Source organism: Maribacter sp. TH_r10, from assembly GCF_033101095.1.
GTDB lineage: Bacteria > Bacteroidota > Bacteroidia > Flavobacteriales > Flavobacteriaceae > Maribacter_A > Maribacter_A luteus.
Genome location: NZ_JAWMPY010000012.1, coordinates 16877 through 38444, shown reverse-complemented (window position 1 = coordinate 38444; position 21568 = coordinate 16877). Strand labels below are relative to the sequence as shown.

The 21568-nt window shown below is 38.7% G+C and carries 23 protein-coding genes; 12 read left to right on the top strand and 11 right to left on the bottom strand.

Annotated features, from left to right (window positions below):
* The first annotated feature begins 147 nt into the window (after nt 1-147).
* A complete protein-coding gene (locus R3X28_RS18675) occupies nt 148-2691 on the top strand; it encodes a phosphoenolpyruvate carboxylase (RefSeq protein ID WP_317666369.1) in 2544 nt (847 codons plus the stop codon).
* Between the two features lie 217 nt (nt 2692-2908).
* Complete coding sequence (locus R3X28_RS18670; RefSeq protein WP_317666367.1) at nt 2909-3481, top strand: tetratricopeptide repeat protein; 573 nt, start codon at nt 2909-2911, stop codon at nt 3479-3481.
* 59 nt (nt 3482-3540) lie between these two features.
* On the opposite strand, the gene R3X28_RS18665 is transcribed toward R3X28_RS18670, so the two are convergent.
* The 11 genes from R3X28_RS18665 to R3X28_RS18615 all read right to left on the bottom strand — a co-directional run bounded on the left by R3X28_RS18665 (nt 3541) and on the right by R3X28_RS18615 (nt 13027).
* Nucleotides 3541-5037 carry a M20/M25/M40 family metallo-hydrolase gene (locus R3X28_RS18665; protein ID WP_317666365.1) on the bottom strand — a complete coding sequence of 499 codons (1497 nt, stop codon included), beginning with the start codon at nt 5035-5037 and terminating at the stop codon, nt 3541-3543.
* 36 nt (nt 5038-5073) lie between these two features.
* Complete coding sequence (locus R3X28_RS18660; protein ID WP_246200189.1) at nt 5074-5298, bottom strand: hypothetical protein; 225 nt, start codon at nt 5296-5298, stop codon at nt 5074-5076.
* Between the two features lie 2 nt (nt 5299-5300).
* Nucleotides 5301-6062 carry a tryptophan synthase subunit alpha gene (gene trpA, locus R3X28_RS18655; protein ID WP_317666363.1) on the bottom strand — a complete coding sequence of 254 codons (762 nt, stop codon included), beginning with the start codon at nt 6060-6062 and terminating at the stop codon, nt 5301-5303.
* A gap of 10 nt (nt 6063-6072) precedes the next feature.
* Nucleotides 6073-7254, bottom strand: coding sequence for a tryptophan synthase subunit beta (gene trpB / locus R3X28_RS18650; RefSeq protein WP_154367908.1), 1182 nt, complete (start codon nt 7252-7254; stop codon nt 6073-6075).
* Nucleotides 7251-7913: a phosphoribosylanthranilate isomerase gene (locus tag R3X28_RS18645; protein WP_282057059.1), complete on the bottom strand. Its 663-nt coding sequence runs from the start codon at nt 7911-7913 to the stop codon at nt 7251-7253. The genes trpB and R3X28_RS18645 overlap by 4 nt, the downstream gene beginning before the upstream one ends.
* 13 nt (nt 7914-7926) lie before the next feature.
* Nucleotides 7927-8709, bottom strand: coding sequence for an indole-3-glycerol phosphate synthase TrpC (gene trpC / locus R3X28_RS18640; protein ID WP_317666361.1), 783 nt, complete (start codon nt 8707-8709; stop codon nt 7927-7929).
* An 8-nt stretch (nt 8710-8717) separates the two neighbouring features.
* The gene (gene trpD / locus R3X28_RS18635; protein WP_317666359.1) at nt 8718-9713 is read right to left on the bottom strand and encodes an anthranilate phosphoribosyltransferase; all 996 of its coding nucleotides are present in this window, start codon (nt 9711-9713) and stop codon (nt 8718-8720) included.
* A 27-nt stretch (nt 9714-9740) separates the two neighbouring features.
* Nucleotides 9741-10310, bottom strand: coding sequence for an aminodeoxychorismate/anthranilate synthase component II (locus tag R3X28_RS18630; RefSeq protein ID WP_317666357.1), 570 nt, complete (start codon nt 10308-10310; stop codon nt 9741-9743).
* 22 nt (nt 10311-10332) lie between these two features.
* A complete protein-coding gene (locus R3X28_RS18625) occupies nt 10333-11730 on the bottom strand; it encodes an anthranilate synthase component I family protein (RefSeq protein ID WP_282057063.1) in 1398 nt (465 codons plus the stop codon).
* A 237-nt stretch (nt 11731-11967) separates the two neighbouring features.
* The gene (locus R3X28_RS18620; protein ID WP_317666356.1) at nt 11968-12546 is read right to left on the bottom strand and encodes a YceI family protein; all 579 of its coding nucleotides are present in this window, start codon (nt 12544-12546) and stop codon (nt 11968-11970) included.
* A 34-nt stretch (nt 12547-12580) separates the two neighbouring features.
* The gene (locus R3X28_RS18615) at nt 12581-13027 is read right to left on the bottom strand and encodes a MarR family transcriptional regulator (protein ID WP_317666355.1); all 447 of its coding nucleotides are present in this window, start codon (nt 13025-13027) and stop codon (nt 12581-12583) included.
* A 174-nt stretch (nt 13028-13201) separates the two neighbouring features.
* Here R3X28_RS18615 and R3X28_RS18610 point away from each other — a divergent pair, with 174 nt between their 5' ends.
* The 10 genes from R3X28_RS18610 (at nt 13202) to hpf (ending at nt 21548) form a co-directional block, all read left to right on the top strand.
* On the top strand, nt 13202-13513 hold the full coding sequence (locus tag R3X28_RS18610; protein WP_154367923.1) for a rhodanese-like domain-containing protein: 312 nt from the start codon (nt 13202-13204) through the stop codon (nt 13511-13513).
* 59 nt (nt 13514-13572) lie between these two features.
* Nucleotides 13573-14856 carry a DUF2851 family protein gene (locus R3X28_RS18605; protein ID WP_317666353.1) on the top strand — a complete coding sequence of 428 codons (1284 nt, stop codon included), beginning with the start codon at nt 13573-13575 and terminating at the stop codon, nt 14854-14856.
* Nucleotides 14857-14865: 9 nt separating this feature from the next.
* On the top strand, nt 14866-15093 hold the full coding sequence (locus R3X28_RS18600; protein ID WP_154367925.1) for a PspC domain-containing protein: 228 nt from the start codon (nt 14866-14868) through the stop codon (nt 15091-15093).
* Nucleotide 15094: 1 nt separating this feature from the next.
* The gene (locus R3X28_RS18595; RefSeq protein WP_154367927.1) at nt 15095-16099 is read left to right on the top strand and encodes a potassium channel family protein; all 1005 of its coding nucleotides are present in this window, start codon (nt 15095-15097) and stop codon (nt 16097-16099) included.
* An 89-nt stretch (nt 16100-16188) separates the two neighbouring features.
* Nucleotides 16189-17802, top strand: a complete 1614-nt coding sequence (locus R3X28_RS18590; protein ID WP_154367929.1) for an alanine/glycine:cation symporter family protein — start codon at nt 16189-16191, stop codon at nt 17800-17802.
* Between the two features lie 112 nt (nt 17803-17914).
* On the top strand, nt 17915-18703 hold the full coding sequence (locus R3X28_RS18585) for a ComEA family DNA-binding protein (protein WP_317666351.1): 789 nt from the start codon (nt 17915-17917) through the stop codon (nt 18701-18703).
* Nucleotides 18704-18714: 11 nt separating this feature from the next.
* Nucleotides 18715-19884 (top strand): acyl-CoA dehydrogenase family protein, encoded by a 1170-nt coding sequence (locus tag R3X28_RS18580; protein ID WP_317666349.1) that lies wholly within the window; start codon nt 18715-18717, stop codon nt 19882-19884.
* 134 nt (nt 19885-20018) lie between these two features.
* Nucleotides 20019-20213, top strand: coding sequence for a 30S ribosomal protein S21 (gene rpsU / locus R3X28_RS18575; protein ID WP_109654682.1), 195 nt, complete (start codon nt 20019-20021; stop codon nt 20211-20213).
* Nucleotides 20214-20314: 101 nt separating this feature from the next.
* A complete protein-coding gene (locus R3X28_RS18570; protein ID WP_317666347.1) occupies nt 20315-21217 on the top strand; it encodes a tyrosine-type recombinase/integrase in 903 nt (300 codons plus the stop codon).
* A gap of 28 nt (nt 21218-21245) precedes the next feature.
* Nucleotides 21246-21548, top strand: a complete 303-nt coding sequence (hpf, locus tag R3X28_RS18565; protein ID WP_154367937.1) for a ribosome hibernation-promoting factor, HPF/YfiA family — start codon at nt 21246-21248, stop codon at nt 21546-21548.
* The last annotated feature ends 20 nt before the right edge of the window (nt 21549-21568 follow it).

Genomic DNA, 21568 nt, shown 5'->3' with positions numbered 1-21568 from the left:
TATGTTGGTTTTATGCCATCAACACCTTATTTTGTTAATTGAAAAATTAAGCGATATTGGTATGTGTAATATGTCGATATTTGTTTTATAAATGGGGGCGTGTAAATCCGTGTCCCTTACTTACTAAGGATACATTCAGTAAAAACTATGCATCAAATAGAAAGATTACAGGAATTTAAAAAATCGGTACAGAACAAGTTCAATGTTTATAATAGTCTGTTCTTGAATTTACCATATCGGAATATCGAAAATGTGGGTATGGTAGTGCCACTTTTGCACCATCAATCCTTAAATGGGTTGAAAGAAGGTCTTAATCCACAGGATATTCTGGAATCTTTTTTTAAAAATTATGTGAATATAGAGGATGAAAAGGACCAAATAGATTTTATGTTCCGTATCATCCAATATGTTGAAAGACAAGTGGTCCTATATGATAGTGTAGAAGATGCCGCTTTTCCGAAACTTCAAGAACATAGTGATTCGTTGTCAATAAAGGATTACTTTCAATTGGTGAACAAGACCAAAAGTTGGGACAAAGTAGCCGAAAAACTTTCGAATTTCAGTGCTAGGATCGTGCTAACGGCACATCCAACACAATTTTATACCCCAGCCGTTTTGGATATCATGAACGATCTTCGTTGTCTTATTGTAGATAATAAGATAGATGATATTGATGTTACCTTACAGCAATTGGGACTTACCTCGTTAATGAACAGGGAAAAACCAACACCTTTCGATGAGGCGAAGAATATCATTTATATTTTAAGACACGTCTATTATGATGCCATGGGCGATTTGTATGCCTATATTAAGGAGAATATAGACAATGATGATTTTGAGAACCACAACATCATGAAGCTTGGATTTTGGCCGGGAGGTGACCGTGACGGCAATCCCTTTGTTACAGCTGAAATAACCAAAAACGTGGCCGATGAATTAAGGGTAACCTTATTAAAATGCTATTATAACGATCTTAAGGTACTGCAGAAAAAGCTGACCTTCAATAAGGTGCAAGATCCTTTAAAACAGCTTCGAAATAAGATTTACTCCGCCATGTTCGATTCTAAGAAGATAGTTGGTTATAACGAGATCTTAGATCCTTTAATGGCAATGCGGGAAATGCTGGTCAATGATTACCACGGGTTGTTTTTGGGAGAATTGGACCACTTCATTGATAAGGTCAAGATATTCAAAACCCACTTTGCCACTTTGGATATTCGCCAAGACCATAGTAAACATTTCCTAGCGGTGGAAACAATTTTAAAGGAAAAGGGATTTATCAAGGAAAGTCTGGCCGAGTTGTCAGATTCCGAACTGATAGAACTATTGGTAAGGAAAAAAATCAATGCCGATCCTGAATCCTATGAAGATATTGTAAAAGATACCTTGTTGAACATTAGGCAATTGAAAGAAATTCAGTCAAAAAATGGGGAAGAAGGTTGTAATAGGTATATCATTAGCAATTCGGAAGATATTTTCTCCGTATTATTTGTTTATGGATTGTTTAGATGGTCCGGTTGGGATGAAGATGCCATCACTTTTGATATAATTCCCCTTTTTGAAACCATGAAGGGTATGTCGGAAGCAGAAGGTGTTATGCAATTCTTGTTTGATCTACCAGAATATAGAAAACATTTGGAACAACGAAGGGATAGACAGACCATGATGCTCGGGTTTTCAGATGGCACCAAAGATGGTGGTTATGTAAAAGCCAACTGGTCTATCCTGAAAACGAAAGAACAACTCTCCAAAGTATGTAAAAAGAACAACATCAAGGCCATGTTCTTTGATGGTAGGGGAGGCCCACCAGCTAGGGGTGGTGGTAGAACCCATCGTTTTTATGCCGCCCAAACCAAGGATATTGCCAATAATGAAATACAGCTTACTATTCAAGGTCAGACTATTACTAGTACGTATGGTACCAAAGAACAGTTTAAACACAATAGTGAGCAATTATTGACGGCTGGTTTATCCAATAACCTTTTTGGTAAGGAAAACGTGATTTCGAAAGAACATAGAAAACTTTTGGAAGAACTTTCCGAGCTGAGTTTTGCCAAGTACGATGCGTTGAAAAACCATGAAATGTTCATTTCATATCTTGAAAACAGAAGTACCCTTAAGTACTATCAAAAGGCCAATATAGGTAGTAGGCCAGGGAAACGTGGTAATAAGGAGAAACTTACATTGAGTGATCTTAGGGCTATTTCTTTTGTTGGTTCATGGAGCCAATTAAAGCAGAATGTGCCAGGTTATTTTGGTATTGGTACGGCCATAAAAGCCATTCGCGAATCAGGGAGGTTAAGGGAGTTGAAAAAAATGTACAAGGAAGTTCCTTTTTTCAAGGCATTGATGCATAATAGTATGATGTCGCTCACCAAATGTTATTTTGAGTTGACAAGCTACATGAAGGAAGACGAGAAGTACGGTGAGTTTTGGAACATTCTTTATGAGGAGTACCTGTTGTCCAAAGAAATGTTACTACTTATTTCGGGATATGATGTTTTAATGGAAAATGAAGCGATTTCACGGGAGTCTATTCAGATTAGGGAGAACATTGTTCTTCCACTTTTAGTGATACAACAGTATGCCCTTCAGAAAATAGGGCAAGAAACCGATTTTAAGGAAATCTATGAGAAGATAGTGACCAGATCCCTTTACGGTAACATTAATGCAAGTCGAAATTCGGCCTAAATAATTTGTGGAATTTAAATGACTAGAGTGGGATCTTGGGGCTATTTAAACTAATCAGTACTAAATGTTGTATTATTTAACCATAGCGTTACAAGCTTACTGTCTTTATCATTGCTACATAAATAAAAACCATTTCTATTGGTATTTCGCAATTTTGTTCCTTCCCGTTGTGGGTTCCCTGTTGTACCTATTTGTGAACGTTCTTCAAAAGCGTGAAATGGATAAAGTACAGGATGGCATTATAACGGTGATTAATCCGACAAAGAAAATCAACGACTTAGAGAAGAAATTGAATTTTGCCGATACGTTCGAAAATAAAGTTTCTTTGGCAGATGCCTATTTAGGTGCCAGACAATATCAAAAGGCAATTGATTTATATAAGTCTGCCCTGACCGGTACATTCGAGAAGGATTATTATGGGAATGCCAATCTGATCGAGGCTTTTTATTGTTCCGAACAGTATGCTGAAGTGGTTGACCGCATTAAGGTTATACAAGATTCTCCACGGTTCAAGAAATCGAAGGCGATGTTCTTGTATGCACTTACGTTGGAAAAAACGGGAGATGTGGATTTGGCCGAAGAGTATTTGAACCAATTCAATGCCCCGTATAGTAGATATGCGGAAAGGTTGGAATTGGCCAAATTCAATATCCGTAATGCGAAAACCGATAAGGCTCGGGAAATCCTTAATGATATCGTGACAGAATCACAAGGTATGTCCAAATCAAGCTATAAACTTAATAAAGGATTTATCCTCGAAGCTAAGGAAATGTTGGCTTCCGGTTTGTGATTTAATAAAAACCTTCAAGAAACTATCCTAATTTTGGAATCAATAACCGATAGCGAAAGTTACTCCATAGGAGTACTTAAAATACCATAAAAAGCTTTGATACCGTAGGCGATCTGGCTTATTTTGAGGTTTTCGTTCGGGCTATGCTGATTGTTGTCGGCATTGACCATGGGTACAATAAAAGCCGGTATTTTCAATTCATTGATAAACGGCGCAATGGGCACGGTACCTCCCATAATCCGAATCTGAACTACATCGTCACCAAATGAATCGTTTAAGACCTTAACCAGAAAATTTCCATAAGTATTGTTCAGGTCTGTTCTAAAAGCATTGGTCACTGAACCTTCGGTAATGGTAATGATCTTATCATAGGCCATGCGCTCCTCTTTGGTCGGAATGCCTTCCATAACATGGAATCCTAGATTGGTTATATGTTTTTTCACGAGGTTTTTCAATCTATTTCCGTCAGATTCGGGTACTAAGCGCATATCTATTTCGGCGGTGGCACTTTCCGGAACAATGGTCCTTGCCTTTTTACCGACCCACCCAGATTCTAGACCACGTACGTTCAATGAAGGGTATTGCAGAGATTCCTGATAAAAGCTACCTACCTGTTCAGGTTTTTTTATGGCCAGATTACTATTAATGGTTTCAGCATCTTCAGGTACTTTTCTCAAAATTTCCATTGTAGCGTCATCCAAGGTAATGCCATCGTAATATCCTTTGATCACTACTTTGCCATTATCGTCTTTCATACTTGCCAATATTTGGGCCAGTTGAAATCCCGGGTTTGGCGCATAATTACCATAATGCCCGCTATGCTGGGGTTTAATAGGGCCGTATGTAGTTAAAGACATGGTGGTTATTCCCCTGCATCCGTAAACCACCGTGGGTTTGCCCGAAACATGAACGGGACCGTCATTGATTACCAGAAAATCGGCTTTTAACAAATCGCGGTATTCCTTTACGGCTTCCGGTAATGGCTTACTACTTTTTTCTTCTTCGCTATCTAAAATCACCTTTACATTGAAAGGGAGTTCCGCATTGTCTTTTTTCAATAAGTCAATAGCGTTCAACAGCATAACGATTGGGCCTTTGTCATCTGAAGTTGAACGACCGAAAAGGCGCCAATCAGAATTAAGGTTATTGGTAAGGCTATCAAACGGTTGGGTCTTCCATTGGTCACCATCCTTAGATTTTAAAACTACTTTGTACGGGTCGGGTTGATCCCACTTAGATGGGTCAACGGATTGGCCATCGAGATGCATGTAAAAAAGGATGGTGGGTTTATTGTCTTCTATCGGCAAGGCCGCAAAAAACAATGATTCCCCTTTTGTAGGTAATATAGATGAGTTAAAGCCCCTTTCATTGAATTTCTTGGTGAGCCAAGTTAGGTTCCTGTTAATGTCGGCATGATCAAGGGCATCATTGGGTATGGCAACGAATTCCCTTAATTCATTGATTGTGTGGCTAACATAGGTGTTGATGGCATCATTATCTTGGGCAAAAGTATAAGATGATGCAATCACTAGAAATAGGACAATAATCTTTTTCATTTTCTTTGCTGGAATAAGTTTTAAAAGTAGGCAATTCTACTTTTTTAGCAAGGCAATTACCTTTAAAATAATCAATCGAAGCAAAAGGATGAACGGGGATCCGTGCAAAAGAACATCGAACCAGTCCATCGGGCCCATACCATTTGCCCCACCAGCTATCCAGCGTAATTTGCCCCATATGTGGGGTTCAGGGAAAAAAGGGGCTAAACCGAGGGTCAAACATAGTAAAATAACGAGTTTCCAATTGTTGATGATTTCCATGGTTATCGAATTGTTTTGATAAAATCTGGAATGCTATCGATTCCGAATCGGTTCAAATGTTTAATAAAGGCTGAGCCGATAATCGCCCCTGCTGTGGTTCGGGTCGCTTGATCAAAGGTTTCAGGATTGTTGATTCCAAACCCTACGATTTGTGGGTTTTTGAGGTTCAGTGCTGCAATGCGCTCAAAATAAGCTTGTTGTTCGTGCCCGAAACCTGTCGTGGCACCTGTGGTACTTGCAGAACTAACCATATAAATGAATCCGTTGGATGCCGCATCGATTTCCCTAATACGTTTGTCACTGGTTTGGGGTGTAATAAGGAATACATTGATCAGGCCATATTTTTTAAATGTGGCTTCATAATCCTGAAGATACACATCTAATGGAAGATCGGGTAAAATGAGACCGTCTATCCCAATTTCCTGGCAACGTTTGCAAAAGGCTTCAACGCCATATTGAAACACTGGATTAAAATAGCCCATAATGATCAAGGGAATGGAGACCGATTTACGAATATCCTTCAATTGTTCAAAAAGTAATTCGGTGTGCATCCCATTTTTCAATGCGGCCGTTGAACTTTCTTGAATGGTAGGGCCGTCTGCCAATGGATCCGAAAAAGGTAATCCGATCTCTATAAGATCAACCCCGTTTTTTTCAAGATCTTCAATGATCTTTACGGTATCATTTATTTTAGGGTATCCAGCAGTAAAATAAATAGAAAGTATTTTTTTATCCTCTTTGAGTTTTTGGTTTATTCTGTTCATCAAAAATGAATTATAACTTGAAATAATCAATGTATGTGTCAAGGTCCTTATCCCCGCGACCGGAAAGATTTATGACCACTATATCATCTGGTTTAAATGTCTTTTGTTCTAAAATGGCAAAGGCGTGTGAGCTTTCGATGGCGGGAATGATACCTTCTAGTTTAGATAATAACAAGCCGGCTTTCATAGCTTCGGCATCGGTTATCGAAATGAACTCACCGCGGCCCGATCTAAAGAGATGGGCATGCATGGGGCCTACACCGGGATAATCTAGTCCGGCCGATATCGAATACGGTTCCGTTATTTGTCCGTCGGGAGTCTGCATCAATAGGGTTTTACTACCATGAATGATTCCGACCTTACCTAAAGCGGAAGTTGCAGCGCTTTCACCGGAATCAATTCCTTTTCCTGCGGCTTCGACAGCTATGATCCCAACATCGGGATTGTCCAAATAATGATAAAAGGCACCTGCAGCGTTACTGCCACCACCTACACAGGCAATTACATAATCAGGGTTTTCTACACCTTCTTTTTCTTTTAATTGCGATTTTATTTCTTGTGAAATAACGGATTGGAACCGAGCTACCATATCGGGGTAGGGGTGTGGCCCAACCACCGAGCCTATGATATAATGTGTATCGACCGGATTGTTGATCCAATCACGTATAGCCTCATTGGTTGCGTCTTTTAATGTTCTGCTTCCCGATAATGCCGGACGCACTTCGGCACCCAACATTTTCATCCGAGCTACATTAGGCGCTTGTCGGGCAATGTCTATCTCACCCATATAAACCACACATTCTATCCCCATTAAAGCGCAAACCGTGGCCGTGGCAACACCGTGTTGGCCGGCACCCGTTTCGGCAATGATCCTATTTTTGCCCAATTTCTTGGCCATGAGTATCTGCCCAATGGTATTGTTGACCTTATGGGCACCCGTATGGCAGAGATCTTCCCTTTTTAGGTATATTTTTGTGTTGTATTTTTCCGATAATCTTTTTGCAAAGTATAATGGAGTCGGTCGGCCCACATAATCCTGGAGCAAATGGTCGAATTCCTTTTTGAACGAAGGTTCCTCCATGATCTGGATGTAATTTTGGCGTAATTCCTCAGTATTGGGGTAAAGCATTTCTGGGATAAATGCCCCTCCAAATTCTCCATAATAGCCTTTTTCGTCTGCGTTATAACTCATCTCAATTCTTTTATAAAATCTTTTAGTTTACCAATGTCCTTAAGACCTGGCCCAATTTCAAACTTACTGTTCACATCAATGGCATGGCAATGGTTCGATTCCGGTAGATTCATGAATTCCTTAATTGAATCCAAGTCCTCAGGACCGATGCCACCACTCAGGAAATAAGGTTTTTTGGATGGATAGTCTTTTAAGATTCGCCAGTTGAATTTGTAGCCATTGCCTCCGGGTAGTTTTCCTTTGGTGTCGAACAGGTAAAAATCACAAACCGATTCAAATGGGTCAAGATCTTTAAAATCAAATTCTTCTTTTACTGAAAATACCTTGATGATATCTACTCCTTTCAGTTCGGCTTTTAGCATACGACAGAAACCGGGGGATTCTTTCCCGTGCAATTGTACTGCCAACAATTGGTGGGCTTTAACCTTCTCAACGATTTCTTCCATATAGGCATCAACGAAAACACCCACCTTTTTAATACTATGTGGTAAGCTTACAGGTTGCCCGTCATAATTCCTTTTCGAAGGTTCCCAAAAAATAAAACCTAGGTAATCGGGTTTTAGGGCACCTACTTCAGCCGTATTTTTGTTCATACCACAGACCTTGATCCTTAATGGTTCCTTTTCGGAAGTATCTGTGTTTTTATGATATTGGCTCATGGGTTTTCTTGTGTCAGTTCAAAGCATTAATAAAAGTGGTTGCACTTGCTCCTGGATCCTCTGTTTTCATGAAATTTTCACCGATTAGGAATCCTTGATACCCGAAAGGCCTTAGCTCTTTGATAGCCTCAATATTGCTGATGCCACTTTCGGATACTTTTACGAATTCATCGGGAATGATCTTTGATAGTTTTTTACTGGTCTCCAAGCTTACCTCGAAAGTCTTTAGGTTACGATTGTTAACGCCCAACATGTCTAAACTCGGCATAATCGATTTTTGAAGTTCTTCCTCATTGTGCACTTCTAATAAAACATCTAAACGTAAACTTTTGGCCAATTCGGAAAACGTCTTTATTTCCGATGTAGTCAATATTGCCGCAATCAACAAAATTACGTCGGCACCATATGCCTTAGCTTCTAATATCTGATATTCATCTATGATGAATTCTTTTCGCAACAACGGCATTTTTACCGAAGCCCTTGCCAAGAGAAGGTCATCAAGGGAGCCTCCGAAGTATTTGCCATCGGTTAAAACCGACATGCCGCAAACACCGGCTTGGTCATATCCTTTGGCTACATCTTGTACGTTCAAATCATGGTTAATAACTGATTTGGAAGGGGAACGTCTTTTGTGCTCCGCAATAATTCCTGTGCTACTTGTACGGAGTGTATGTGCCAAAGAATCGGAATGCCTATCAAAAAGGACGGAAGTCTCGAGTTGGGATATGGGAATCAATCCTTTTCGAAGATCAACTTCGACCCTTTTGTCTTTGACTATTTTATCTAGGATGTTCATTTGATACTTTATTTGACGCTTAATGCTTGTAATTTCTTTAAAGCTTTTAATCCTTTACCGGATAATAATGATTCTTTGGCGCTTTCAAAACCTTCTTTTGGTGTAACTCCATTTACGGTAGCTATTGCGATTCCGGCATTGGCACAGACCACATTGTTTTGGGCATCGGTACCTTTTCCTTGTAAAACATTCAAGAATATTTGTGCGGATTCTTCTATACTGTCCCCTCCTACAATTTGTGATTGTTCCACACTTTTTATTCCAAAATCCTCAGGATGCAACATACCTTCCGATTTGTTCGATATGGTTTTGGTGGCCCCTGTCAAAGATATTTCATCATACCCATCCAACGCATGTAAAACCGTAAAGTTTTTATCGGTTTTTTGGTAGAGATACCCATACATACGTGCCAATTCCAAATTAAACACCCCCACCATTTGGTTCTTTGGAAAAGCGGGGTTTACCATTGGGCCCAACATGTTGAAAAAGGTCTTTACGGCCAATTCCCTTCTGATCGGCGCAACATTTTTCATGGCAGGGTGAAAGAGGGGGGCATGCAATACACAAATTCCGGCTTCATCGATCGACTTTTCAAGAAAGTCGGCTTCGTTGCTGAATTTTATCCCTAAAAATTCCATGACATTGCTACTACCGCATTTCGAGGATACCCCATAATTGCCATGCTTTGTCACTTTTACACCCGCACCAGCGGTAACAAAAGAGGCCAGTGTTGATATATTGAAGGTATCCTTGCCATCACCACCCGTACCACATAGATCAATAGGATTGTATTCTGATAGATCAATGGCCAAACATAGATCTAACAACGCATCCCGAAAACCTTCCAACTCTTCAATGGTAATGCTACGCATCATATAAACCGTTAGAAAAGCTGCAATCTGACTCGTATTGTATTCTCCTTTGGCTATGTTTACCAAAACTTGTTTGGCGTCTTCCTTAGTTAGGAAATCGTGGTTGATCAATCTGTTTAAAATGTCTTTCATAAATGCTGAATTTATTTCAGGGCTTATTTATTCTTTATCCTGTAACCAATTTTTTAACATGGTCCTGCCTTGTGGGGTCAAAACCGACTCAGGGTGGAATTGTACCGCACACACATCATAATCTTTGTGTCGAATAGACATGATCTGACCGTTTTCATCAATTGAAGTAGCTTCCAGAACATCTGGCAAGTTGGGGTCAACCACCCAAGAATGATAACGGCCAACTTCTATTTCCTTAGGCAATCCATCAAAAAGGATATCGTCTTTGGTCACCGATATCTTTGTTGCTATACCATGGTATACTTTATCAAGATTGATCAAAGAACCACCGAATACCTCGGCTATGGCCTGCTGTCCCAAGCATACCCCGAATATGCTTTTGGTAGGGGCATATTCCGCAATGATTTGTTTTAAAAGTCCGGCTTCATCTGGAATGCCCGGGCCGGGAGACAGTACAATTCTTTCGAAAGCACCAACTTCTTCAAGGGTGAGCTGGTCGTTTCTTTTAACGATGACCTCGCAATCCAAATCTTCCAAATAATGGACTAGATTATAGGTGAAACTGTCATAGTTGTCTATTACCAATATTTTTTTCATAATCGTCTTGATTTTGGAAATTTTAGATGGTTTCCGCAATTTCCAAAGCCTTGGTCAATGCTCCCAATTTGTTATATGTTTCTTGTAATTCATTTTCAGGGTTTGAAGCTGCTACCAATCCTGCCCCTGCCTGATAATGCAATTGATGGTTCTTGCTTAAAAAGGTACGGATCATGATAGCATGGTTAAAATTACCTTTAAAGTCCATAAACCCGATAGCACCACCGTAATATGCCCTGTTGGTCTTTTCGTATTTTTCTATAAGTTGCATGGCCATATGTTTGGGCGCGCCACTCAAAGTACCGGCTGGGAAAGTGTCGGCAACGACCTTCATGGTGCTTATGTCCTTTTTCTTTTGTCCCGTTACTTTTGAAACTAGGTGAATCACATGTGAGAAGAACTGTACTTCCCTATAATTATCAACGCTGACCATATTGCCATTTCTGCTTAAATCGTTCCGGGCTAGGTCTACCAACATTACATGTTCACTGTTTTCCTTATCATCAAGGGTCAATTTCTTGGCAAGCTCTGCGTCTTTCTCATCATTGCCCGTTCTTTTGAAAGTACCGGCGATAGGATGTATTTCCGCTTTACCCTCGCTAACGATCAATTGGGCCTCTGGGGAGCTCCCGAAAATCTTAAAATCGCCGTAATCAAAGTAAAAGAGATAAGGTGATGGGTTTACAGAACGTAAGGCCCTGTAAACATTGAATTCATCCCCTTTGAACCCTTGGGAAAACCTTCTTGAAAGTACCAGTTGAAAAACATCGCCTCTTTGGCAATGCTTTTTGGCCAACTCTACATGCTCTTTATATTCCTCATCCTTTAGGTTGGATGTTGGTGCCCCTTCTTTATTAAAATTGTATGATGCAAAATTCTTTACATTTAGAACACGCTCAATCTCATTGATATTACTGTCTTTTTCATAGCAATGGGCAAAGATGTACGCCTCGTTCTTAAAATGGTTTATGGCGATGATATTTTGGTAAACCGCATAATAAATGTCGGGAATATTCAGGTTTTTGTCTTTTTTCCCTATTTCAATGTCTTCAAAATAACGTACCGCATCATAGGCCATATAGCCGAAAAGACCGTTGTTAATGAATTTAAATGAATTTTCATCAGCCTCGAATTTTTGACTGAAATCATTTATGGTCTGTACAACATCCGTTTCAGGCCCTATTTCGCTTGTTACGATTTTACCATCGGGAAATTGCTCCAAAATCGTTTCATCCTCAATTTTGATTGAAGCTATGGGATTGCAGCATATATAGGAAAAGCTATTATCATTGGCATGATAGTCACTACTCTCTAAAAGTATACTGTTAGGAAACCTGTCCCTGATCTTTAAATAGACACTTACGGGAGTGATCGTATCTGCAAGTATTTTCTTATGGTGCGATTTAAATTTGTAATCCATATTAAAATATAAAATTAAAAAAGGCTTGTCGTGATAGACAAGCCTTTTGTATAGTTTTACTACAATGATGCTTCGCTCACGACGTTGTTCGTAAGTTACTCCACCACCAAGTATTTGATCCGTTGATTTTCATTGCATCAAATATAGAAATGATTTTTAAAACAACAAATACGTTTTTTGTAAAAAAAACTCTGGAGGATATAAACCACCAGATCTAACCATATGGGAGCTGTTTTGTTAGAACACCAAATCTACGACCAAGTCGAATTCATCATATATCGTTTTGTCCCCTAAATTATCGAAAAAGCTACCGGAACCATATTTAACGTCATAGGCCGTACGGTCTATTTTCATTGTTGCGGTTGCTTTACTGCCATAAATCGAAACGTCGAAAGTGACGGGTTTGGTTATGCCTTTGATCGTTAAATCCCCGGTTACTTCATAAGAGTTTTTACCTGAAGCTTCCACTTTGGTAAAGACCAATGAAGAAGAAGGGTGGGTGGCCACTCCAAAGAAATCGTCTGATTTCAAGTGTCCTTCCAATTTACCTTTGTACTCACCCTCTAGATCGGTGCAAATCAATGATGACATATCAACTTTGAATTCCCCTCCGGTAAGTTTACCGTCATCGAATATCAATGTGCCACTTTCCAAGGCCACGGTACCATTATGGGAACCTGTAACTTTGTAAGCTTTCCAAGCAACGGAGCTTTCATCGGTATTAACTTCTTTCTTTTCTTTTTCAATGGGTTCGGTTGCTGTCGCTGAGAAACCGAAAACAACGGCCAATGCCAATGCGAATAAATTCTTTTTCATTTGTTTTGCTTTTTAGGGTTGTTACTATTTAAGATTAAAATTTATGTAATAATATGTTCAATTGTTTTAATTCATCAACGTTGAATTCATTTAATAATCTTGATTCGGTTTCTGTTATCAAGACATCCAACTTGCTAAGTTGTTCCAATCCTTTATCGGTTATTGATATTTCTACCTTTCTTCTGTTTGATGGGCAAATATGCCTTTCTACAAATTCCTTTAGAATCAATTTATCAACTAATCTCGTCGTATTGCTCATCTTGGTCACCATTCTTTCATTCAATGTGCTTAAATTGGCAGGTTTACCCTTTTGACCTCTTAAAATACGTAACACATTGAATTGTTGGATCGATATATCAAAAGGTTTAAGTGCGAGCGACATTTTATCGTTAATAGAATTTGCCACTAGCATAAGATGTATGATCGTCCTTCGCTCCAAGGGAATTTCCCCTTCTGTTTTAATTCGCTCCTCTACATTCATGTATTTACAATAATTGTATATACAAATGTATGGGTTTAGCGGAAGCAAAATATAATACAAAGGCTAAATTTGTGTTAAAAAGTCTGAATGATTGTCCAAGGCCGGTGTATTCAGGGCAATTCTATTTTTATTTTATTTAAATGCATTATTTTTGCACCTTAAAAATTATACAAAATGGCAGATTTATCTCAGAAAGAATGGGTAGAGCAGTTGAAAGCTGATGACAATGCATTTATTTTGGATGTTCGAACTCCAGCAGAATTTCAACAAGGTTTTATTCCGGAAGCCACAAATATCGACATTTATCTAGGTCAAAAATTTGTTGAGGAAGTTGAGAAATTGGACAAAACCAAAAATTATTATGTCTATTGCAGGTCAGGGGCCAGAAGTGGACAGGCATGTAATATTATGAATAGCCTTGGTATTGAAAAAGCATATAACCTTCAAGGCGGTATTATGGCCTGGCAGGGTGAGGTAGTACAGTAAATACTACGCTTTAAAGAAAGAAAATCCCGCAATTTGTGGGATTTTTTTATTTTAGGGGAATGCGTGAAGATTTACTCCACTTTATATGGAAATATAAAAAACTACAATTACAGTACTTGGCCACAAGCCAAAACGAAACTATCGAAATCCTGGACATAGGAACCCATAACCAAAAATCGGGCCCGGATTTCTTTAATGCAAAACTGAAGATCAATGGACAATTATGGGCCGGAAACGTTGAAATACATATTAATTCTTCGGATTGGTACGCCCATCATCATGAAAAGGACGTTAATTACGAAAATGTAATACTTCATGTGGTTTGGAACCATGATTTGGAGGTCCATAGACGGGACAATACCTTGATTCCGACTTTGGAACTGAACAGATATGTCTCCGAGGATATTTTAAAAAGCTATAGCGATTTATTTGATAAAAGAAGGGCAAAGTTCGTCAATTGTGAAAATGGGATTTCCAAGGTTGATGAATTTACGAAAGCCAACTGGTTAGAGCGACTTTATATTGAGCGTTTGGAGCAAAAATCAGTTTTGATCCACTCCCTGTTGGAAAGTTCCAAAAACGACTGGGAGAAAGTATTGTTCTGCCTACTTTTAAAGAATTTCGGACTTAATGTAAACGCTACTTCTTTTTTAAGTATTGCCCAAACATTGGACTTTTCAGTGGTCAGGAAGTTGCTACGGAATCCTATGCAACTGGAAAGTGCCTTGCTAGGTTTGGCAGGACTATTGGTAAACGATGAAGTTATCGATCCATATTATATTACGTTGCAGAAAGAGTACGGATATTTATCCAAGAAATTTGGGTTTAATCCACAAGGTGTCCAAAAGCCGGAATTCTTTAAACTTAGGCCTGCTAATTTCCCTACAATTCGTCTTTCACAACTTGCCAACTTGTATGAAAGGCATCAAAACCTTTTTCATAAATTGATTTCAACCGAAAGTCTGGACGATTTATATGTTATTTTCGAAATTTCGGCAAGTTCTTATTGGGATGATCATTTTACTTTCGGGAAGCTATCAAAAAAAAGCAAAAAGAAGTTGACTAAATCATTTACAGATCTCTTGATCATAAATACCGTTTTACCATTAAGGTTCTGTTATGCCCAAAATCAAGGTAAAGATGGTGTTGATGTCGTTTTTTCCATCGTAGAAAAAATCAAAAAGGAAGAAAACAGGGTTGTCGATAAATTCATTAAGTTGGGATTGGGGGTTAGGTCTTCCGGCGAAAGTCAGGCAGCCTTACAGTTGTATAATGAGTATTGCACAAAAAATAAATGCCTGCAATGTGCGATAGGTAGTAATTTATTACATGGAAATATTTAAATTTATTCCATGAATGTTTTATATCAACTTTTGTATTATTTCCAGAAAAGGGGTTTCGAGGTGTGTCGGCGTATTGCAGAACGTATGGGAATCCGTGCCAGGGTGGTTAGAACATCGTTCATTTACCTTACTTTCGTAACCTTGGGGTTCGGTTTTGCGCTATATCTGTTTTTGGCTTTTTGGTTAAAGATCAAAGATTTGGTGTATACAAAAAGAACCTCGGTTTTTGACCTTTAATATGATACGACTTTTTCGTTCCAAAATTTATTTGGCCATTATTTTAATAGTGGTTGTTTTGGCAACGGGTATCATTGGCTATAGGTTATTGTCCAATCTTTCGTGGTTAGATGCTTTTTATATGACCGTAATCACGGTTACTACCGTAGGTTTTTCCGAAGTTGGTCCTTTAAGTGCCGAGGCAAAGGTTTTTACGGTTTTTTTAATAATCTCAAGTGTTTTCATATTTGCATTTGCCATTTCTGTAATTACCGAGTATATTTTAAGTAGGAATTCCTTGGAGGTTCTAAAAAAGAAAAAAGTGAAGAACATGATAAATAAACTGTCCGACCATGTGATTATATGCGGATTTGGTCGTAATGGAAACCAGGCCGCCGTTCGTTTGAGTGCATATAATAGACCTTTTGTGGTCATTGAGAATGATAAAGAGGTAATCGAAAAGTTCGGGAATGGTTATTTGTTTGTCGAAGGTGATGCCAGTGATGACGAAATATTATTACAGGCTGGTATAGACCGTGCTAAATTTATTATTACCACGTTGCCTGATGACGCGGCCAATCTTTTCTTGGTACTGTCCGCAAGGCAGTTGAACAAAGGATTGAAGATCATAAGTAGGGCTTCTTTGATTTCTTCCCAGAAAAAACTGATGTTGGCCGGGGCTGATCAAGTAATCATGCCAGATAAGATAGGTGGTGACCATATGGCCTCTTTGGTCGTAATGCCCGATCTTATTTCTTTTATGGATGAATTGTCGTTGGAAGGTGAGCACACAACCAATCTAGAGGAAGTTGCCATTGAGGATTTTTCAGGTCACGGCGAGCACAAATCCTTAAGGGATTTGGATTTAAGACGAAAAACGGGATGCACTATTATAGGTTATATTGCCCCAGATGGCAAGTATACTATAAATCCGGAAGCAAATATGCAATTACAGCCTAAAAGTAAGGTTATTGTTCTTGGAAGACCTGAGCAGATTCGTAAATTAAATGAAATGTTCAATCTTTAAGGAGTTTCTTTTTGTCTAATAATCTTTGATTGAAGTGTTTTTTTTTAGATATTGCCAAATTCAATTTTTAACCAACCAAATTACCTCATATGAAGTATAAACTGCTTTCCTTTTTAACCTTTTTGCTACCTTTTTTAACCTTTTCCCAAGAAACAGCGGAAATGGGGATAGATGAACGAATAAATGCTTGGTTTGAACCGATAACGGCAGTTTGGGAGGGGATAGTTTTTTGGCAGGTTCCTGGGACAGGTATACCTCTGGTTGTAATAGTCTTGGTTTTAGGGGCTACCTTTTTCACTTTGTATTTTGGTTTCGTTAATATTACCAGATTTCCGTTGGCGATTAATGTTGTACGCGGTAAATATGATGAAGTGGAGGCCCCAGAAGGGCACGGTGTCGAAAAAGCTGAGGTTAATATAGTTGATGGCGATTTACCAGATACCATACGTGATGAGAGTAAGCATGGTGAGGTAAGCCATTTTCAAGCACTTGCGACAGCTGTTTCCGGTACTGTGGGTCTAGGGAATATTGCCGGTGTTGCATTGGCAATAGCCATAGGTGGTCCAGGAGCGACTTTCTGGATGATTTTATGTGGCCTTTTAAGTATGTCTACAAAATTTGTTGAATGTACCTTAGGGGTTAAATATAGGGATGTTGATGCTGATGGTACCGTACACGGTGGGCCAATGTATTATCTCTCAAGAGGATTGAAAGAAAGAGGTTTTACAGGATTGGGAAAAGCCTTGGCAGTAGTTTTTGCGATATTATGTGTCGGTGCATCTTTTGGTGGCGGTAATGCAGTGCAGTCTAACCAAGCTGCAGAACAATTAGCGGCAATGATGGGCTTGCAAGGAGGATCAACCGGATTTGTAATCGGAATAATTTTAGCCATAGTTGTAGGTATTGTGATTATCGGTGGAATTAAAAGAATTGCCCAGGTTACTGAAAAAGTAGTTCCTTTTATGGCGATTATCTATGCATTGGCGTGTTTGGTGGTAATTTTCGCTAATTTCTCCTATATAGATGATGCGTTTGTATTGATTTTCAAAGGGGCCTTTACTCCGGAAGCAGGATTGGGAGGATTATTCGGAGTGTTGATAGTTGGTTTTAGAAGGGCCGTGTTCTCAAATGAAGCCGGTGCCGGGTCTGCTGCTATTGCGCATTCCGCTGTAAAGACGAAATATCCTGCAAGTGAAGGGATTGTTGCCTTATTAGAGCCTTTTATAGACACAGTTGTTATTTGTACAATGACCGCCTTGGTAATTATTTTTTATAATAGTGGTGGTATTTTTGAATATGGAGGTGATGGGGCAGGTAAAGTTGTGGTTGACGGTGTTTCACTAGGAGGTGTTAATTTAACTTCTATGGCATTTCAATCCGTTATCCCATGGTTTCCTTATGTGTTGACATTGGCAGTTGTGCTGTTTGCGGTTTCCACCATGATCTCATGGTCTTATTACGGACTTCAGTCTTGGAAATTCTTGTTCGGTAGAAGTAAATTGGCGGATATGATTTATAAGGTTCTTTTTATTGCCTTTATTATAATAGGGGCTTCCGCTTCAATGGGAGCTGTTTTTGCTTTCTCAGATGCCATGATCTTGGCCTTGGTCTTTCCGAATATGATAGGTTTATTGATATTGTTCCCGCGTGTTAAAGAAGAAATGGGTAATTATATGAGCGCTATTAAACCGTTTAGAAAATAATTTTAATTTACCGATGGATTTTAAACCCTATTTTTCTCTTAATAGACAGGAGAAAAGTGGGGTTTTCTTTTTGCTTTTGATAATTGTGGTTTTACAGGTTATCCTTTTTCTAATGAAGGGTTCCTCAACCAGAGGGAACTTTTCAGTGGATAAGGAAGCCCAAATTGAAATAGATTCTTTGAAGAAGGTTGCAGGCAGAAAATCTTCAACGGCCATTTACCCCTTCAATCCAAATTATATTACAGATTATAAAGGGTACACTTTAGGTATGTCCCCAGAGCAAATAGATCGGTTACTTACCCATCGAAAAAGTAATTTGTTCGTAAACAGTGCCGAAGAGTTCCAACAAGTCACCAAAGTGTCCGATTCATTATTGAAAAGCATGTCACCTTATTTTAAATTTCCTGATTGGGTAAACAAAAATAACCTGAAGGAGGGAAGTGTTCCAACCCCAAATTCGGTTACAACTAAAAGAAAGGTGTACGATTATGGGGAAACTACCAAGATCAAGGACCTTAATTCCGTAACCGTCGAAGAACTGAAATCAATTTATGGAATAGGGGAAAAATTGTCACAGAGAATTGTAAAATTCAGGAATCGTTTGGGTGGTTTTATGGTAAATGAACAATTGTATGATGTTTATGGTTTGGAGCCAGAGGTCGTTGAACGAACATTATTACGATTTCAGGTACTGAAAAAACCCGATTTTGAAAAAATAAACATTAATACGGCATCTGCTAAAAAACTAATGGAATTGGTATATATTAAAAGAAACGTAGCCAACGGCATAATTGATTACAGAAACGTTAACGGAAGCATTGTTTCTTTTGATGAATTGATGAATATTGAAAATTTCCCGAAAGATAAGATTGATAGAATTAAGCTATATTTGACGTTATAAATTTAATTGCAATGCAGAGCATGTACTTTACTGAAGAACATCAGTTATTTAGAGAGAGTCTCAGGGATTTTTTAGCCAAAGAAGTTATTCCCCATATTAATAAATGGGAGGCCGCGGGCAGTATAGAACGTTTCATCTGGAAAAAGTTCGGGGAAATGGGTTATTTTGGTCTTGCCATTGATGAAACTTATGGAGGGCTTGGGCTTGATCTCTTTTATACTGTCATCTTTTTGGAAGAACTTCAGAGGGTGAATTCAGGAGGTTTTGCCGCTGCAATGTGGGCACATTCTTACTTGGCTATGGTGCACCTGAATAAAAACGCTACCCACGAACAAAAGTTAGCCTATCTAACACCAAGTGTAAACGGTGAAAAAATTGGTTGTTTAGGGGTTACGGAGCCTTTTGGCGGTAGTGATGTTGCCGGTATGCGAACAACAGCTGCTAAGGAAGGTGATACATATATAATCAATGGGTCAAAGACGTTCATTACGAACGGTGTGTGCGGTGATTATTGTATTCTTGCGGCAAAAACTGATCCGGCGTCCGGTAATAAGGGTATAAGTCTGTTTATAGTTGATTTGGACAGTGAAGGTATTTCAGCCAATAAATTGAATAAATTGGGATGGCATGCTTCGGATACGGCAGAGCTTGCCTTTGATAACGTTAGGGTTCCTGCTTCGAATTTAATGGGTAGTGAAGGTCTTGGTTTTACCTTGATAATGGAGGCATTTGCACTAGAAAGATTGGTTATGGGTATCAATGCCCATGCTAGGGCAGAATACGCCTTGGAATATGCCATGCAATATATGTCGGAAAGGGAAACTTTTGGCAAAACAATAAATCAATATCAAGCTTTAAGGCATAAGTTGGTAGATGGTTATGCCAATATGGACCTGTGTAAGCAATATAATTATGGTGTGGTTTTTAAAATGGACAAAGGGGAATATGTGGTGAAAGAAGCGACTATTTCAAAATTGAAGTCTACGGAAATGGCAGATAAGGTGGCATATGATTGTTTGCAGTTTTTGGGCGGGTACGGTTATATCGAAGATTATCCCATGGCCCGTATGTTCAGGGATAGCCGATTGGGACCCATTGGTGGAGGAACATCGGAAATATTAAAAGAGATTATCGCAAAGATCATTATAGATAAAAAGGAATATCGCGTTCCTAAGGCTTGATTTCCAAATGCTTGTTGGGGTGTTATTGGCCGATCTGGTACATATTGGAATATAATTCGAAAATAAGTAGTGCCCATTCTAAATAAGTTTTTATATTTGCACCCCTAATCACTAAAGAAAGGAGGTTGTAGCCCATGTTAATAATACCAATTAAAGAAGGAGAAAACATAGACAGAGCTTTAAAGCGCTTCAAGCGAAAGTTTGACAAGACAGGTACCATGCGTCAGTTGCGTAAACGTCAGCAATTCACGAAACCTTCAGTACAGCGAAGAGCTCAAATACAAAAAGCACAATACATACAAGGTTTAAGAGATCAAGAAGAAATCTAAAATCTAATATGGCAGTGTACAATTGTTGAAAAAAATCCTATCGGAAGATAGGATTTTTTTATTTTCAGAAATAGCTGGGCCTACTTTACTAACTTTGTGGTATGTCGGTATCCAAGTTCGTATCCTATTTGCGCTTAGAAAAAAAATATTCTGGGCATACTGTAAATGCTTACCAGCAAGATATTCTGTCATTTACAAATTTTTGTGAAGACAATTATAGCTTGGTTCAAATTGAAAGGGTAGAATATCCGGTGATACGAAGTTGGATAGTTGAACTTGTAAACTCTGGCATTTCAAATAGATCGGTAAACAGAAAAATCGCCTCATTAAAGGCTTATTATAAATTTCTTCAACAAATCGATCTCATAGCGGCTAATCCGTTAGCAAAGCACAAAGCACTCAAAACATCCAAAAAGATAGAAGTTCCCTTTTCAGAGGAGGAAATGCGCCGTGTCTTGTCCCAGTTGCCATTTTCAGATGATTTCGAAGGTAGTCGGGATAAGTTGATCATAGAGTTGTTGTATACAACGGGAATAAGAAGGGCGGAGTTGGTCAATCTTAAAATGGGTGATGTAGATTTATCGGAAAGATCTTTAAAGGTCTTAGGAAAACGCAATAAGGAACGTATTGTTCCATTATTGGTGTCGACAATAGATTTGTTCGCTATGTATTTGCCTTTAAGAAACGAGTTGGAAAACAAAGTGGATAAGGAGTTCGTTTTTCTTACCAGTGCGGGCAATAAAATATATGAAACCCTTGTTTATAGAATTATAAATGGGTATTTTAGTAAGGTGTCCTCCAAAATAAAAAGGAGTCCACATATTTTAAGACATACCTTTGCGACTCACTTACTCAATAAAGGGGCAGATTTAAATTCAGTAAAAGAGTTGCTAGGCCATTCAAGTTTGGCTTCAACACAGGTATATACCCATAATAGTATTGCTGAACTAAAGAAAATTCATGCATCGGCCCACCCAAGGGGTAAAAAATCGCAAGGACGATAAATTCGTTTAACATTTTAAATTTAAGCTTATGAAAGTAAATGCGCAATCAGTAAACTTCAATGCCGATAGGAAGTTGTTGGATTTTGTTCAAAATAGATTGGATAAATTGGAAACGTTCTATGACAAGGTAATAAGTGCGGATGTCTATTTAAAAGTAGAGAACACGAGTGCAAAAGAGAATAAAGTGGTGGATATCAGGCTAAATGTACCTAAAGATAAGTTTGTTGTGAATAAGCAATGTAAATCATTTGAAGAGGCAATTGATTCTGCTTGTAACTCCCTGGAAAGGAAGGTGAAAAAGATGAAGGAATTACAACGCGAAAAAGTATGATAAAAATTTATTGAAAATTG